General features: G+C 70.6%; 15 protein-coding genes and 1 tRNA gene. 6 read left to right on the top strand and 10 right to left on the bottom strand.

Translation table 11 applies throughout. The features are described from left to right. Positions 1-43: 43 nt before the first annotated feature. The 3 genes from ACFQQJ_RS08995 to pyrR are packed head-to-tail and all read right to left on the bottom strand — an operon-like array spanning position 44 to position 2,849. A complete protein-coding gene (locus tag ACFQQJ_RS08995; protein ID WP_377105811.1) occupies positions 44-1,327 on the bottom strand; it encodes a dihydroorotase in 1,284 nt (427 codons plus the stop codon). After that, complete coding sequence (locus ACFQQJ_RS09000) at positions 1,324-2,280, bottom strand: aspartate carbamoyltransferase catalytic subunit (RefSeq protein ID WP_377105812.1); 957 nt, start codon at positions 2,278-2,280, stop codon at positions 1,324-1,326. Before ACFQQJ_RS09000 ends, ACFQQJ_RS08995 begins: the two co-directional genes overlap by 4 nt. Next, a complete protein-coding gene (gene pyrR / locus ACFQQJ_RS09005) occupies positions 2,277-2,849 on the bottom strand; it encodes a bifunctional pyr operon transcriptional regulator/uracil phosphoribosyltransferase PyrR (RefSeq protein ID WP_377105813.1) in 573 nt (190 codons plus the stop codon). The genes ACFQQJ_RS09000 and pyrR overlap by 4 nt, the downstream gene beginning before the upstream one ends. A 230-nt stretch (positions 2,850-3,079) precedes the next feature. Between pyrR and ACFQQJ_RS09010 the strand changes: the two genes are divergently transcribed. After that, positions 3,080-3,247, top strand: a complete 168-nt coding sequence (locus tag ACFQQJ_RS09010) for a hypothetical protein (RefSeq protein ID WP_377105814.1) — start codon at positions 3,080-3,082, stop codon at positions 3,245-3,247. Positions 3,248-3,254: 7 nt separating this feature from the next. Here ACFQQJ_RS09010 and pepN read toward each other — a convergent pair whose 3' ends face one another. Further along, positions 3,255-5,843, bottom strand: a complete 2,589-nt coding sequence (pepN, locus tag ACFQQJ_RS09015) for an aminopeptidase N (RefSeq protein ID WP_377105815.1) — start codon at positions 5,841-5,843, stop codon at positions 3,255-3,257. Positions 5,844-5,940: 97 nt separating this feature from the next. Further along, entirely contained in the window at positions 5,941-6,126 is a 186-nt protein-coding gene (locus ACFQQJ_RS09020) for a hypothetical protein (RefSeq protein WP_377105817.1), read from the bottom strand. Between the two features lie 44 nt (positions 6,127-6,170). On the opposite strand from ACFQQJ_RS09020, the gene ACFQQJ_RS09025 reads away from it, so the two are divergent. The 4 genes from ACFQQJ_RS09025 (at position 6,171) to ACFQQJ_RS09040 (ending at position 9,917) form a co-directional block, all read left to right on the top strand. Continuing rightward, the gene (locus tag ACFQQJ_RS09025) at positions 6,171-7,040 is read left to right on the top strand and encodes an Fpg/Nei family DNA glycosylase (protein ID WP_377105818.1); all 870 of its coding nucleotides are present in this window, start codon (positions 6,171-6,173) and stop codon (positions 7,038-7,040) included. Continuing rightward, positions 7,013-8,467, top strand: coding sequence for a hypothetical protein (locus tag ACFQQJ_RS09030; protein WP_377105819.1), 1,455 nt, complete (start codon positions 7,013-7,015; stop codon positions 8,465-8,467). The genes ACFQQJ_RS09025 and ACFQQJ_RS09030 overlap by 28 nt, the downstream gene beginning before the upstream one ends. Positions 8,468-8,527: 60 nt before the next feature. Then, positions 8,528-8,603, top strand: a tRNA-Pro gene (locus ACFQQJ_RS09035). A 207-nt stretch (positions 8,604-8,810) separates the two neighbouring features. Beyond that, positions 8,811-9,917, top strand: a complete 1,107-nt coding sequence (locus tag ACFQQJ_RS09040; RefSeq protein WP_377105821.1) for a tyrosine-type recombinase/integrase — start codon at positions 8,811-8,813, stop codon at positions 9,915-9,917. Between the two features lie 208 nt (positions 9,918-10,125). On the opposite strand, the gene ACFQQJ_RS09045 is transcribed toward ACFQQJ_RS09040, so the two are convergent. The 3 genes from ACFQQJ_RS09045 to ACFQQJ_RS09055 form a co-directional block, all read right to left on the bottom strand. After that, positions 10,126-10,758, bottom strand: coding sequence for a hypothetical protein (locus tag ACFQQJ_RS09045; RefSeq protein WP_377105823.1), 633 nt, complete (start codon positions 10,756-10,758; stop codon positions 10,126-10,128). Next, positions 10,759-10,986 carry a DUF2188 domain-containing protein gene (locus ACFQQJ_RS09050; RefSeq protein ID WP_377105824.1) on the bottom strand — a complete coding sequence of 76 codons (228 nt, stop codon included), beginning with the start codon at positions 10,984-10,986 and terminating at the stop codon, positions 10,759-10,761. 422 nt (positions 10,987-11,408) lie between these two features. Beyond that, entirely contained in the window at positions 11,409-12,167 is a 759-nt protein-coding gene (locus ACFQQJ_RS09055) for an ArsR family transcriptional regulator (RefSeq protein WP_377105825.1), read from the bottom strand. A gap of 165 nt (positions 12,168-12,332) precedes the next feature. Between ACFQQJ_RS09055 and ACFQQJ_RS09060 the strand changes: the two genes are divergently transcribed. Then, positions 12,333-12,512 (top strand): helix-turn-helix domain-containing protein, encoded by a 180-nt coding sequence (locus tag ACFQQJ_RS09060; RefSeq protein WP_377105826.1) that lies wholly within the window; start codon positions 12,333-12,335, stop codon positions 12,510-12,512. Between the two features lie 9 nt (positions 12,513-12,521). On the opposite strand, the gene ACFQQJ_RS09065 is transcribed toward ACFQQJ_RS09060, so the two are convergent. Further along, on the bottom strand, positions 12,522-12,821 hold the full coding sequence (locus ACFQQJ_RS09065) for a hypothetical protein (protein ID WP_377105828.1): 300 nt from the start codon (positions 12,819-12,821) through the stop codon (positions 12,522-12,524). A 530-nt stretch (positions 12,822-13,351) separates the two neighbouring features. Further along, on the bottom strand, positions 13,352-13,948 hold the full coding sequence (locus ACFQQJ_RS09070; RefSeq protein ID WP_377105829.1) for a hypothetical protein: 597 nt from the start codon (positions 13,946-13,948) through the stop codon (positions 13,352-13,354). Positions 13,949-14,083 lie beyond the last annotated feature (135 nt).

A 14,083-nucleotide genomic window follows, 5' to 3' on the forward strand; every position in this document is an offset into this window, starting at 1 on the left:
AGGGGCAGCGCCGCGACACGGGCCGGACAGGGCCCGTCCCGGGTCAGCGGGCGTAGGTGCGGCGGCCCTTCCAGAACGTCGCGACCACCGGGTCGGGCAGGTCGCGGCCGTCGTAGGGGTTGTTCCGCGAGCGCGAGCGCGAGGCGGAGGCGTCCACGGTGGCGCGGGCCGCGGGATCGACCAGCACGAGGTTGGCCGGCCCGCCGGCGGCCAGCGGCCGTCCCTGCCCGGGCACCTGCCCGAGGCGGGCGGGCGCGGTGGACATGCGCTCCACGAGCGTCGGCCAGTCCATCCGGCCGGTGCCGACCATGACCTCCATGACCACGGCGAGCGCCTGCTCGAGGCCGAGCATGCCGGGAAGCGCCACGTCGAAGGGGTGGTCCTTGTCCTGCCGGGCGTGCGGGGCGTGGTCGGTGCCCACCATGTCGATCGTGCCGTCGGCGAGCGCCTCGCGCACCGCCTCCAGGTGTTCGGACGTGCGCAGCGGCGGGTTCACCTTGAAGGTGGTGTCGTAGCCGGCGACCAGCGAGGTGTCCAGCAGCAGGTGGTGCGGGGTCACCTCCGCGGTCACCCGGATCCCGCGGGCCTTCGCCCAGCGGATGACGTCGACGCCCTCCGCGGTGGAGACGTGGCACACGTGGATGCGGGAGCCGGTGAGCTCGGCCAGCTGCACGTCGCGGGCGATGATGATGCTCTCCGCCTGGGACGGCCAGCCGGGCAGCCCGAGGCGTCCGGACCACTCCGACTCGTGGCAGCAGGCGCCCGGGCCGGCCAGCGACACGTCCTGGGAGTGCTGGGCGATCACGCCGTCGAAGGCCTTCACGTAGGTGAGCGCCCGGCGCATCAGCAGGCTGTCGCCGACGCAGCGGCCGTCGTCGGAGAACAGCCGGACGCCGGCCGCGGAGTCGGCCATCATGCCGAGTTCGGCCAGTTCCTCGCCGTCGAGTCCCTTGGTGACCGCGCCGACGACCCGCACCTCGCAGTGGCCCTCGCGCTCGCCGAGGGCCGCCACGTACTCGGCGGCCTCCGCGGTGTCGGTGACCGGGGTGGTGTTGGCCATGGCGTGGACGCAGGTGAAGCCGCCGCGCGCCGCCGCGGCCGTGCCGGAGGCGACGGTCTCCGCGTCCTCACGACCGGGCTGGCGCAGGTGGGTGTGCGGGTCGACCAGCCCGGGCAGCGCGAGCAGCCCGTCCGCGTCCAGGCGCTCCACGCCGGCCGGGGCCGAGGCGGGATCGGCGAGCCGGCCCTCGGCGAGGTACAGGTCGGTCCTCGTGCCGTCGGCCAGCGTCGCGCCGGTGATCAGCAGGGGCCCGCTCGTCGTGGTCAATGCACTGCTCCTTCGTCCGAACCCAGCAGGTGGTACAGCACGCTCATCCGGACGGCCACGCCGGCCGCCACCTGGTCGAGCACCAGCGAGTTGGCCGCGTCCGCGGCGGCGCTGGAGATCTCGACCCCGCGGTTCATGGGGCCGGGATGGCAGATGGCCGCGCCCGGCTTGAGCGCGGCGAGGCGTTCCTCGGTGAGCCCGAACCGCTCGCTGTACTCGCGCTCGGTGGGGAAGTAGCCGCCGGCCATCCGCTCGCGCTGCACGCGGAGCATCATCACGACGTCGCAGGTCCCGAGGACGGCGTCCAGGTCGCCGGTCACCTCGCAGCCCCAGTTCTCCACCCCGGTGGGCAGCAGGGTCGGCGGCGCCACCAGCACCACCTCGCCGCCGAGCGTGCGCTGGAGCAGCACGTTGCTGCGCACGACCCGGGAGTGCAGCAGGTCGCCGACGATCGCGATGCGCTTGCCGGCGAACTCGGTCGCGCCCGGCGCGGGCGCGGCGCCGAGGGTGCGGAAGTGCTGCCGCATGGCGTACGCGTCCAGCAGCGCCTGCGTCGGGTGCTCGTGCTGGCCGTCCCCGGCGTTGACCACCTGGGCCTTCACCCAGCCGGCCACCTGGGCGGCCGCGCCGGAGGAGGAGTGGCGGATGACGAAGGCGTCCACGCCCATCGCGTCGAGGGTCATCATCGTGTCGCGCAGCGACTCGCCCTTGCTCACCGACGAGCCCTTCGCCGACACGTTGATGGTGTCGGCCGACAGCCACTTGCCGGCGATCTCGAACGAGGTCCGCGTGCGCGTGGAGTCCTCGAAGAAGATGTTCACGATCGTGCGGCCGCGCAGGGCCGGCAACTTCTTCACCGGACGCGACTGCACCTGCTGCATCTCCTCGGCGAGGTCGAGGACGGCGGTCGCGGTGGCGAGGTCGAGGTCGGCCGCGCTGAGCAGGTGCCTCACCGGTCGCCTCCCCGGGAGATGGTCACGGCGTCGAGGCCGTCGAGTTCGCCGAGCAGCACCTGCACCCTCTCGTCGCGGGCGGTCTGGATCGTGCGGCCGACGTGGTCGGCGGCAACGGGCAGCTCGCGGTGCCCCCGGTCGACGAGGACGGCCAGCCGGACGGCGCGCGGGCGTCCGAGGTCGCGCAGCGCGTCGATGGCCGCGCCGATCGTGCGTCCGGAGTACAACACGTCGTCCACCAGCACGACCACCGCGTCGTCGATCCGCCCGGGGATGGCCGTGCGGGCGGGGTTGCGGGTCGGGTTCCGTCGCAGGTCGTCGCGGTACATCGTGATGTCGAGCTCGCCGACGCGGACGGGGCGTCCTTCGATCTCGGCCAGCAGGGCGGCGAGCCGCCGGGCCAGGAACACGCCGCGGGTCGGGATGCCGAGCAGCACGAGGTCGTCCGACCCGCGGTTGGCCTCGAGGATCTCGTGGGCGATCCGCCGCAGCGACCGGGTGACCTCGGCCTCCTCTGCGATCACACGGGGGGAGTCGGGGGTCGGGCTGTCGGGTACAGGGTCGGCCACGCACGCACTCCTCGGTGTCTCGAAAACCGGGGCCGTCGGCTCCGCGCGGCCCGCTCTTCGAGTCGCCAGACTACGGGATGGGCGGGGCTGCGGGACGACCGGCCCACGGTGCGGCTGCGGGGTTGGCCGGCGCCTCCCGGGAGCGGCACAGGGCCGGCACGGCGGGCCGGACGCGCGGGCGCGAACTACCCAGTTCCCCGGGCGGGTGGTCACTGGGTACGGTGGGCGGCATGCTGCCTGCCGCGTTCCTCCCGCTGGAGACCCTGCCCAGTTGGCCGGCCGTGCCGGAACCCACGCTCGTCGAGCTCCTGACGGTCACCCTGTTCGTCCCGTTCGCGATCGCCGCGGTGGTCGTGGCCCTCGTCATGGGCCCGGCCTGGCGCGGCAAGGCCGAGTAGCGCACCCTCAGGCGCCGGCCGCCTCCTGGCAGCGCAGCGCACGCTCGGCGTCGTCGCGGCGCTCGTTCACCTGGCGCAGTACGTAGGTCGACAGCGGCGTCCCCTGCACCCAGAGGCTGAACAGCTGGAGCGTCGCCCGGTCCATCAGCGGGCGGGGGAACATCCGTCCCAGCACGTGCTGCTTGATCGTCGAACTGCGGTCGGCCCAGCCGTCGGTGCCGTCGGAGATCGCCTTCGCCACGTCGAGGTAGGGCTGGATGAACCCGCGCAGCACGTCCTCCTGCTCGAACTGCCAGAAGTTCACGCACACCTGGAAGTGGGTCTCGTTCGGCACGGAGTCGTCCGCGGTGGCCAGGCGCCACGCCTCGGCCTTCGCCGCGGGGTCCGGGAGGGCCGCGCGGGCACCGGCGGCGCGCTCCGCACCGCGGGCGGTCGCGTCGCGGGCCAGCTCCGCGTCGATCCCGGCCTCCCCGATGGCGCCGAGCCGGGCGAGGTTGGTGACGATGAGCCAGCGCAGGTCGGTGTCGATGGCGAGCCCGGCGGGAGCCTCCTCACCGGCCAGCCACGCCTGCAACAGCTGGACGACCGCGTCCGAGCGCGCCGCCATGGCCAGGGCCTGGGCGAAGGCGAGCTGGTGGTCGGAGCCGGGAGCGGCGTCCTTCAGCAGGCGGGCGACGCCGGTGACGAACCGGTCGTTCAGTTCGACGCGCTGCGCGCGGGGCGCGTAGTAGTCGATCGCGGTCTGTGCCTGGGCCAGCACGGTCTCCACGGCGGTGAGGTCGGTCTCCGCGCCGACGCCGGACAGCACCAGCGTCACGTAGTCGGACGCCGGCAGCTCGGCGTCGCGGCACATGTCCCAGCTGGCGCCCCAGCACAGGGCCCGGGCGAGCGAGCTGTCGAGCCGGCCGATGCCCTCGACGACGGTCGCCAGCGAGGTCGCGTCCAGCCGGATCTTGGCGTAGGTGAGGTCATCGTCGTTCAGCAGCACGAGCGGGGTGCGCCGCAGCCCGACCAGCTCGGGGAGCTCGGTCAGCTCGCCGGCGATGTCGACCTCGGCCCGGTGGACGCGCACCAGCCGACCGTCCTGCTCGTCGTAGAAGCCGATCGCGAGGCGGTGGTGCCGCAGGGTCGGCCACTCGTCCGTCGCGGACTGCCGGATCGCGACGCGGGTGAGCAGCCCGGCCTCGTCGGTCTCGAGCTCGGCCTGGAGGGTGTTCACGCCGGCGGCCTGGAGCCACTCGGTCGCGAAGTGCGACAGGTCGCGCCCCGACGCCTCGGTGAGGGCGGCGAGCAGGTCGGTCAGGCGGGTGTTGCCCCAGGCGTGGCGCGCGAAGTAGGCGCGGACGCCGGTGAGGAACGCGTCCTGGCCGACGAAGGCCACCAGCTGGCGCAGCACGGAGGCGCCCTTGGCGTAGGTGATCCCGTCGAAGTTCAGCTCGACCGCGGCGAGGTCGACCATGTCGGCGGCCACCGGGTGGGTCGAGGGCAGCTGGTCCTGGCGGTAGGCCCAGGTCTTGCGGCTGTTGGTGAACGTGGCCCACGGGTCGGCGCCCTCCACGCCGGATGCGCGGATCTCGGCCTGGCAGAAGTGGGACGCCCATTCGGCGAACGACTCGTTCAGCCACAGGTCGTCCCACCACGTCATGGTCACGAGGTCGCCGAACCACATGTGGGCGAGCTCGTGGAGGATCGTGTTGTCGCGGGTCTCGTAGTCGGCGTTGGTGACCCGGGAGCGGTACAGGTACTCGTCGCGGATGGTCACGCAGCCGGCGTTCTCCATCGCGCCGGCGTTGAACTCCGGCACGAACACCTGCGCGTAGTCGGCGAAGGGGTAGGCCATGCCGAAGTGCTCCTCGAACACGGCGAAGCCGGCCTTGGTGGTCGCCAGGAGGCGGTCGGCGTCCAGGTGTTCGGCGAGCGAGCGCCGGCACGACAGCGACAGCGGGATGACCGCGTCCCGACCCTGCACGCTGTCGCGCACGGTGTGGAAGTGCCCCGCGATGAGGGCGGTGATGTAGGTGGAGATCCGCGGCGTGGGGGCGAACTCCCAGCGGCCCAGGCCCTCGCCGGCAGGCGTGGGCTCCACCTCGGGCGAGTTGGACAGCACCGTCCAGTCGGCCGGGGCGATCACGGTGAGGGCGAAGGTCGCCTTCAGGTCGGGCTGCTCGAAGCAGGCGTACATGCGCCGGGCGTCGGCGGTCTCCAGCTGGGTGTAGCAGTAGACGAGCCCGTCGACCGGGTCGACGAAGCGGTGCAGGCCCTCGCCGGTGCGGCTGTAGCGGCACAGGGCGGAGACGGTGAGCTCGTGCTCGCCGGCGGCGGCGTCGAACTCCAGCCGGTGGTCGGCGAGCTCTGAGGCCAGCGGACGCCCGTCCAGCGTGGCGGCGAGCACCCGCTCGGCGATCAGGTTGATCCAGGTGCGCCCGCCGCGGCTGGTGAACCGCACGGTCGAGGTGGAGACGAAGGTCTCCTCCGCGTCGTAGGGCTCCGCGTCGGGGACGCGTCCGGACAGGTCGACGGTGACCTGGTAGCTGTGGGTGGCGATCATGGCCGAGCGCTGTGCCGCCTCGTCGCGCGTGATGTTTGCCGGGTACATCAGACCTCACTGGCTTCGGTAGATGGGCGTGCCCGCCCGGTCAGGCGAGGCTACTAGGCCCGTGTGCGGCCCTCAACATACCCCCGGAGGCGTCGGTTCAGCGCCGCGAGCGGTCCAGTCGCGCCAGGGCGGCGTCCGCCGCCTTCTCCGCAGCGGCGAGGTCGGCGTCCCCTGGGCGGCTGACGTCACGGGCGCGCAGGGCGCGGGAGGCGTCCACGAGGCCGGAACTGCCGTCCCTGCCGAAGGAGCGCTCCGGCTCGGGATGGCGCGGCGACGAGGTCATGGACGAAGCGTAGACTCCGCAGCCCGTCCAGGTGAGGAGGTGTGATGCCCGAGGGGCACGTGATCCACCGCCTTGCCACGGAGCTGGAGATCGCCTTCGCCGGACGACCGGTCGCGGTGACGAGCCCGCAGGGACGGTTCGCGCAGGCCGCCGTCCTGCTGGACGGCACCCCGCTGTGCTCGGCACAGGCCTTCGGCAAGCACCTGCTGCTCGACTTCTCCCCGCCCGCCGCACCGGTGGTGCCCGGCCCGCCCGCGCTGCCCGAGGTGATCGACACTCCCGGCCCGTTCGTGCACATCCACCTGGGCCTGATCGGCAAGCTGCGCTGGGTGCGACCAGGCCCGGTCGAGGCGCCGGGCACGCTGCGGCTGCGGATCGAGACCGCCGAGCACGCCGCGGAGCTGCGCGGGCCCCAGACATGCGCGCTGGTCGGCCCGGCGGAGGTGGCCGCACTGGTGGCGTCCCTGGGCCCGGACCCGCTGCGTCCGGATGCCGACCCCGAGCGGGCGTGGGCCCGCGTTCACCGCTCGGGACGCACGATCGCGTCCCTGCTGATGGACCAGAGGGTGGCCGCGGGCGTGGGCAACATCTACCGTGCCGAGGTGCTCTACCGGCAGCGGATCCATCCCGAAACCCCCGGCACCGCGTTGTCGCGACGCGCGTGGAACCGACTGTGGGCCGACCTGGTGGAGCTGATGCCGCAGGGCGTCCGCCACGGCCGGATCGACACGGTGCGTCCCGCGCACACGCCCGAGGCGATGGGACGCGAGGCCCGCGTCGACCGCCACGGCGGAGAGGTGTACGTCTACCGGCGGGCCGGGCAACCCTGCCTGGTGTGCGGGCGCGAGGTCAGCGTCCGCGAGTTCGAGGGCCGGAACCTGTACTGGTGCGCACGATGCCAGCGCCGTCGGTGATGCACTGGGGCGACGCGGAGGTGCGCGTCGCCGGGGACGGCACGAGCGTGAAGCTGCTGCGCGGGCCGGACCTGGTCGTCGAGCTGGCCTGGGTGGGCGCGGCCGGTGCGCCGGCAGAGTTCGAGGCCGACGACGAGGTGGAGCACACGCTCACCACCGCCGAGGGGCGGCTGTTCCAGCGGCAGGCGGTGAACGGCGGCTGGCGCAGCCGCTGGGTGCTGACCCGCGAGCCGGACGCGCCCTCCGCGGTGGAGGATCGGCTGCGGGTGCGCCCGGGCTCGGAGTACAGCCTGTGGAGCTGGGGGAGCGGAGTGACCGCCCTGCTGGCCGTGGTGCCCGCGCACGCCGCGGGACCGGTGCTGGGGCTGCGGCTCGAGCAGGGCTATCTCGAGGAGTTCGCCGACCCGGCACCGAGCAGCGCGACGGTGGACTACCTGGTGGCGCCGTCGAGCGCCCAGCTGGGGGCGGGCCAGCGGCTGGTGACCTCGCTGATCGGTGCCTGGTACCCCGGCCTGGACGAGTTCGCCGGGAAGCTGCCGGGCTGGCTGAACGACAGCCAGCTCGACGCCGAGGAGTCGTGGTGGGGTGACGTGGCCGACTACGGGCTGAGCGCTCCCGACGACGTGGTGATCGACTACACCGAGAACCTGGTGTCGGTGACGGCCGCGTCCGGCAGGCGGCTGCTGGACGTGCAGACTCCCCGCGGGCTCAGCCGGATCCCGCTGGAATGGGTGCCGGGCGCGGAGGTGGTGCTGCACGACGTGGCGTCCGCCGCGGTGGCCCGCGGGGGGCCGCTCGGCGTCGCGGAGGCGCTCTGCGTCCAGTTCGCGGCCGACCGGCGTGCGCTGTGGCTCGACCCGGCGGCGCAGGATCTGCTGGACCGCGTCGACTGGGCGGCGGACGCGTCGGTGCTCGGCGCGGCGTTCGGGCTGGCCCGCGGACGCAGCCTGGGGGAGGCCTCGTTGGTCTCCGACGCCCTGCGCCTGCTGGGACGCCTGCCCGCCGGCGTCGGCTACGGCCGGGTGGCGATGGCCGGCTGGATCACGTCGCTGTCGGTGGGGCTGGAGGCCCGCGAGCGGTGCCACGAGCTGCTCGGGCGTCCCGCGGTGGGACGCACGGCGTCCCTGGAGAGCTCACTGCTGCACTACCGCAGCGTCGAGGTGGGGGACGCAGAGCTCGCCGGCGTCGCCAACCGCCTGGGCGGGACGCTGCCCGGCGGGGCCCCGCTGCTGGGCTGGAGCGAGCGCGCCCAGCTGATCGGGCTGCTCGAGCTCTGCCCGCCGGAGTGGGACCGCGCCGGCCAGTACGCGATGGTGGCCGAGAAGGCCCGCGGACAGGTGCTGTGCGCCTACGCCGACGGCCGGGTGGTGGACGCGGAGCCGCTGGCGTGGCTGCTGCTCAACCCCGGCCTGGGGGCGCTCGGCTGATCCGGCGGCCGCTGCCGGGTTCGCCGCCCCCGCCGGGCAGGCCGTAGAGTTGCGGCGATCCGGGGCGTAGCGCAGTGGCTAGCGCGCCTGCTTTGGGAGCAGGAGATCGCAGGTTCGAGTCCTGTCGCCCCGACCATTTGTGCCCCCCACCCCGACTAGGCATTATGCCTGGCTGACTAGGCCAAACGCCGCAGGGGCGACAGGCGACCTGCACCCAGAAGAGGCCATGTCAAGACCTCTGGTGCCCCAGATAAGCCCCAATTGGGGCTAATTTGGGGCAAGCGAAACCCCTAGTCAGAGCGATATACTGGATTTCGGGTTTCCTGCCGATCAGGAGGTTCCCATGGGTCAGGAGCGCCGGTCCTTCGGCAGCATCGAACGCCGGAGTGGGTACTTCCGTGCGCGTTACGTCGGCCCGGATCGACAGCGTTACGACGCGCCGCACCTGTTCTCCGAGCGAATCGACGCCGAGTTCTGGCTGGGGGAGGTGCACCGCTCGATCGAGCGGCAGGAGTGGCGTCCGCCGGTGAAGGTGAAGGGTGGGCCGGACGACCTGGACACCCTGGCCGGCTACGCGCGGCACTGCCTGGCCGAGCGCGAGCTGACGCCGCGGACGCGCGAGGAGTACGGCCGGCTGCTGGAGAAGCTGATCGCGCCGACGCTGGGTGCGATCCAGCTGAAGCACCTCGAGCCGGATCGCATCCGGCGTTGGTACTCCACAGTGCTCTCGGCGGATCGTCCGGTGCAGCGCAAGCACGCCTACTCGCTGCTGCGCTCGATCCTGCGCGAGGCCGAGGACGAGGGTCTGATCGACTGCAATCCGTGCCGCGTCCGCAACGCCGGCAAGGTGCGTCGCACGCGCGACATCGAGCCGGCCACGCCCGCCGAACTGAACAAGCTGCTGGATCTTCCGCCGAAGCAGGGCCTGCCGGTGGTGCTGGCCGGTTGGTGCGGCCTGAGGTCGGGGGAGGTGCGAGGCCTGCGCCGGCGCGACCTGGACCTCACCGAGGGCGTGGTGCGCGTCCGGCAGGCGGTGACGCGGACGAAGGGCCAGGTGCATGTCGGCGCGCCGAAGACGGCGGCCGGCGTCCGGGACGTCGGCATCCCGCCGCACCTGATCCCGTACCTGGCGAAGTACGTAGCCGCGCTCCCGGTAACCGGACGCGACGGGTTCCTCTTCCCGGGCGGAGACGGCGTGTCGCCGATGTCGGAGAAGGCGCTGCGCTACGCCTACGGCAAGGCGCGCAAGGTCATCGGCCGGGAAGATCTCACCTTCCACGACATGCGCCACTCGGCGGCGTCTCTGGCCGGCATGACCGGGGCGACGACGGCCGAGCTGAAGGCGATGATGGGCCACGCCACCGCCGGGATGGTCGAGCGTTACCAGCATGCGACACGGGCGTCCCGGTCGCGGCTGGCCGAGAACATGAGCAAGCTGGTCGACCTGTGATTCGGTGCCAGGCTTGGCACGGCAGGTCGTCGGAACGCCAAACGATCATCAATGCACAGACCCGCGACCCGCGAGGTCAAGGAGCCGATCTGCCAACTGGTGAGTCAGCGACACCATTTTCGCCGACCCGGCAGTCGCAGTATCGTCCCTTACTGCTCGGGTGTGGGGAGCCCCCAGTTCACAGCACCCTAACCGTCGGATCCGATCGCTAGAGCGGCTTGTCGAGGCTTGTCCATTCGGTCATGGCGCGTACGAAATCAATCGTCGGGTACTCGCGAATGTCATCCTCAGAGGCGCCTCTGGCGAGTTCCCGCTCCCAATACCACTCTTGGAAATCTTGGTAGTCGCGGAGAACCTTGGTAGCGCCGATGGGTTCGGCACCAGGATGGTGGACGAGCCACTGCCTAACCTTCCGAACGGCCTTGCTGAAGTCCCCGCCATGATCCTCGATGTCCCACCCTGAGATGTCGGAAAGAGACCTCTGGTAGTCGTACCGGGTTTCCTCAAGGACCAAGATGCTCTTGGTAGTGAGATGGTCAGCGCCAAATCGCGCGGCGCCATGGTCGAGACCCAACTCAAACGGCATGTTCAGCCGGTAGTATTCATCCGCGGTCGTCGCTTTGCAGCGGCTGAGGTCGTGAATGCCGAAGCGTGATCCCTGCACCAACTCGAGGATGCGCGCAAGCCGACTTGCGCTGTGATCCGAGTTCTCTGGCGCTAGTCGTGGATAGAAGCCCATGTCGATCACGCAGAAGGCGATCGCCTGCAATATGGGGGCGTAGTCCTTATCGAACGGACAGTTGATAAAGACCGACCGCTCGAACGGCGGCTCCTCGCTCATCTACCCGCGGGGCGGATAAGGGTCGTTGCCATACGAGTTACGCTCACGGATTCTGCCGTCACTGCCATGAACGTAGACCTCAGTCTGCTGGTTGCGGGCGATCTTGGTAGCTGCGTCAATCGCGGCCTGCTGCGTTGGGTACGTCCGAGTGACCCGAGAAGATCCAGCCTTGCGGACGCTCCAGCCGTCTGACGACGGGACCACGTGCTGACCCTTCTTCGCGCCCACGGCTTAACCTCCCTCAACCCGTCTCCGTAGCCCAAGTCTACCTCCCACCGAGTGTTCGCGGCCAAGGCACCCGACGGTGACGAGCTTGCCCTGCCGGAACGTACGGGATGGGATCGCACGCCACGGGCCGTGTGGGCAGCGACCGCGTCGATGACGCCTACGGGCCTGCTGTCTTGCGCCTACGGGCCTGCTGTCTTGCGCCTACGGCAAGGCGCGCAAGGACATCGGCCGGGAGGATCTGACCTTCCACGACTTGCGCCACTCCGCGGCCTCCCTGGCTGGCATGACCTGCGCTACGACCGCCTAACTGAAGGCGATGATGGGCCGCGCCACCGCCGGGATCCTCGGGCGCTATCAGCACGCGACGCGCGTCCCGGTCGCGGCTGGCCGAGAACCAGAGCAAGCTCGCCGAGCTGTGACGCTTACCGCTTGTTCGACGGGTCTCGCAGGTCGTCCCCGACCCGTTCGCGGTCATGCTGCCAGTCCGGGTCGGTGGGACCACTGAACAGGTCGGCGATCTCGTCCGAGCGCCTCCAGTGGCTCAGTGCCGCGGGCACCAGGCGGGCGCTCGGCTGTCCGGCGACCGTGATCCCTTCGGCTTGGTGGAGGTTGTCAATCAGAGTGATGAGCGGACGTTGCTGGACGGTGGCGACGAAGGGATCGGTGCCGGCGAGCCAGATGGCGCGGTCGACGACAGTCGCGTTGACCGGCCTACGCAGGGTCGTCGAAGCGTCTTCGGCGAGTTCGTAGAGGTCCGTGCGGGGCGGCTCTCCGACGACGAGGAGGTCGATGTCGGCGGGGGGTTGTCCGGGTGCGCCGGTTGCCCGCGCGGCCCAAGAGCCGTAGATCGCGGCGTAGTCGACGCCGTCGAGACTCGCCAGGTTCTGGCGCAGCACGTGGGCCGGTCCGAAGGTGATGGCCAGAAGCGCCGTGAGGGGCTGGGTGGCGGGGTTGTCGGGGTTGGGTGTGACGAGCCGTGACCGGCCCTGGCGGCGTTCGAGGACAAAGCCAGTCGCCGTGAGCCGGTCGATCTCGCGAAGCACGGTGGTTTCGGGGATGTTGGTGGCTCGGGCGATGTCGACGATGCTGTGCTCGCCCGGGGTGAGGAAGACCCAAGCGAGGATCTCCCCCTGGGCCTGGGACCGCAGCAGGGGTAGCAGCGCCGGCGCGGAAACCTTCATAAAGTGGAGCATATCACCCGGATAATGCAGGATACTGGGCCGTTGGTTGACCCCAGGGCGTCAGGCCGGGCAGGCGGCACGAGGTGTCAGATCTTCACATCGCTTGGTCCTCCGGTGTCCGGATCGGGCCCCTTCTGAGGCTTAAGGCTGCGGAAGGAGTCCACCATGGAACTGCAGCGCTACGAGTCCCTGGCCCAGGCGGCGGAACGGACGGGGATCAGCCGGAAGACCTTGCGTCGCCGGATCGCGTCCGGCCAGCTGCCGGTCTTCTCCAGCGGACGGCGCATCCTCCGCGTCCGGCCCGAGGACGTCGACGCGATGTTGCGTCCGTTCTGGCTCCGGTGAGCGATCCGTTCAGGCCAGTGACGAGGCCAGCGCGTCGAGATCGGCTCGCATTCGGGCAATGACAGCCTGCGGGCTCTCACTCGGCGAGGCCAGTTCGCGCAGCAGCAGGTCGCGGGCGAGCGTGGACGCGGGCACCCCGAGCCGTTCGGCAGCGGCGGTGAGTGTCGCGAACTCGTCGTCGTTGAGCCGCACCTGAAGAGTCTTGACCCGGTTGTGGCCGCGCGTGACCTTGGACCCCGGGCGGATCGCAGTGTCCGGGTGCTGCTCGGCAGCCTCCGACTCGGCCGCAATCAACTTCTCTGTTCCCATGGGTTGCCCTCTCCTGGAACCGAGCGTATTACGCGTGCAATACGAAGCGCCACGACTGGACCGGTTCCGCCTCGGCATGCGGTCCTACATTGCTGCGATGGACGCCGGCCGCGACGAACTGCGTCAGCTCATCGACCAGTGTCTGACCACGAGGTCGCCAGCTTGATTGCGCTGGCCCGGGGGGCTGAGGGCCACGGTCGACGGGCCGGCTCATGGCCGCCAGCCTTCTTTGCCTTCGGGCCGGCCAACGATGGCCGGCGCGATACCTCTGACCGTGTTGATGAAGCTCTCGCCGAAGGCTTCGCTCAGCACTGAAGCCTTGTGAGAAGCGCAACGCGGTCTCTTGGCCGGCCCTCCCTGTGGTGTTGCCTCAGATCTGCGAGTTTCGAAGCTCAGATCTGCAAGTCTCGAAGCTCAGATCTGCAAAGTTCCGGAGTCCGCTGGCCGCGCGCTGGTGCTGCTGCGGACACGACTGTCATGTGATTGAGCAGTGCTTCAGAAGCGCCTGACCGCCAGGAAGGGAAGCGTGCTCAGCGTTTCGAGCCGTCCACGCGCCGGAGGTAGTGGTCGACCAGGTTACGCATGGGATCGTCGATGGTCGGCAGATCGCGGTCATAGAGCAACCCGGTGGCGAGCTGCATGGTCAGCTCGTCGAGGAGGGTGACCCATTCGGAGACGTCCCGCTTGTGCGAGCGTCGCGGCGACGTGATGGCGTGGTCGACGGTCTCGGGGGAGACGGATCGCGCCGTCCGGATCATGGCACCGGAGAGGATCTGGCGGTCTCCAGAGGGAGCGCTCAACCCCTGTTCTCCGACGCGGGCGAGCACGTCCATGAGCAGGTCGGGCCGGCTCGCGACCATCTCGACGACCGCGTCGCGATCGAGGCTTCGCTCGATCTCCTGGCGCCGTTCCTTCTCCCAATCGCTGAGCCGAGTGGTCGGTGAAACGACCTTCACGACCTCGGGCTTGACCCCGACGATTTCGTTCGCGCGGCGCTCAATGGACGCCTCGACCCGGCACCGCGCCGAGCACCAGACCGGACGCCGGCCGCGTCCCTTGTACGTCACCGGAGCACCGCAGCGAGGGCACCTGAACGTCTTCGCCGGATCGCGGATCACCTCTCGCATGCGAAGCTCCTAGTGGGAGGAGTGTTGCATTTCATACTAACGAAATGCAGAAGTGCATGCCAGAGGTGTGTGATGCTTCTGGTTACGTCAGACGACTGTTGAGAACCGGCGACCTGACGCAGACCGGCGCCTCTA

Source organism: Propionicimonas sp. T2.31MG-18, assembly GCF_964266745.1.
Lineage (GTDB): Bacteria > Actinomycetota > Actinomycetes > Propionibacteriales > Propionibacteriaceae > Propionicimonas.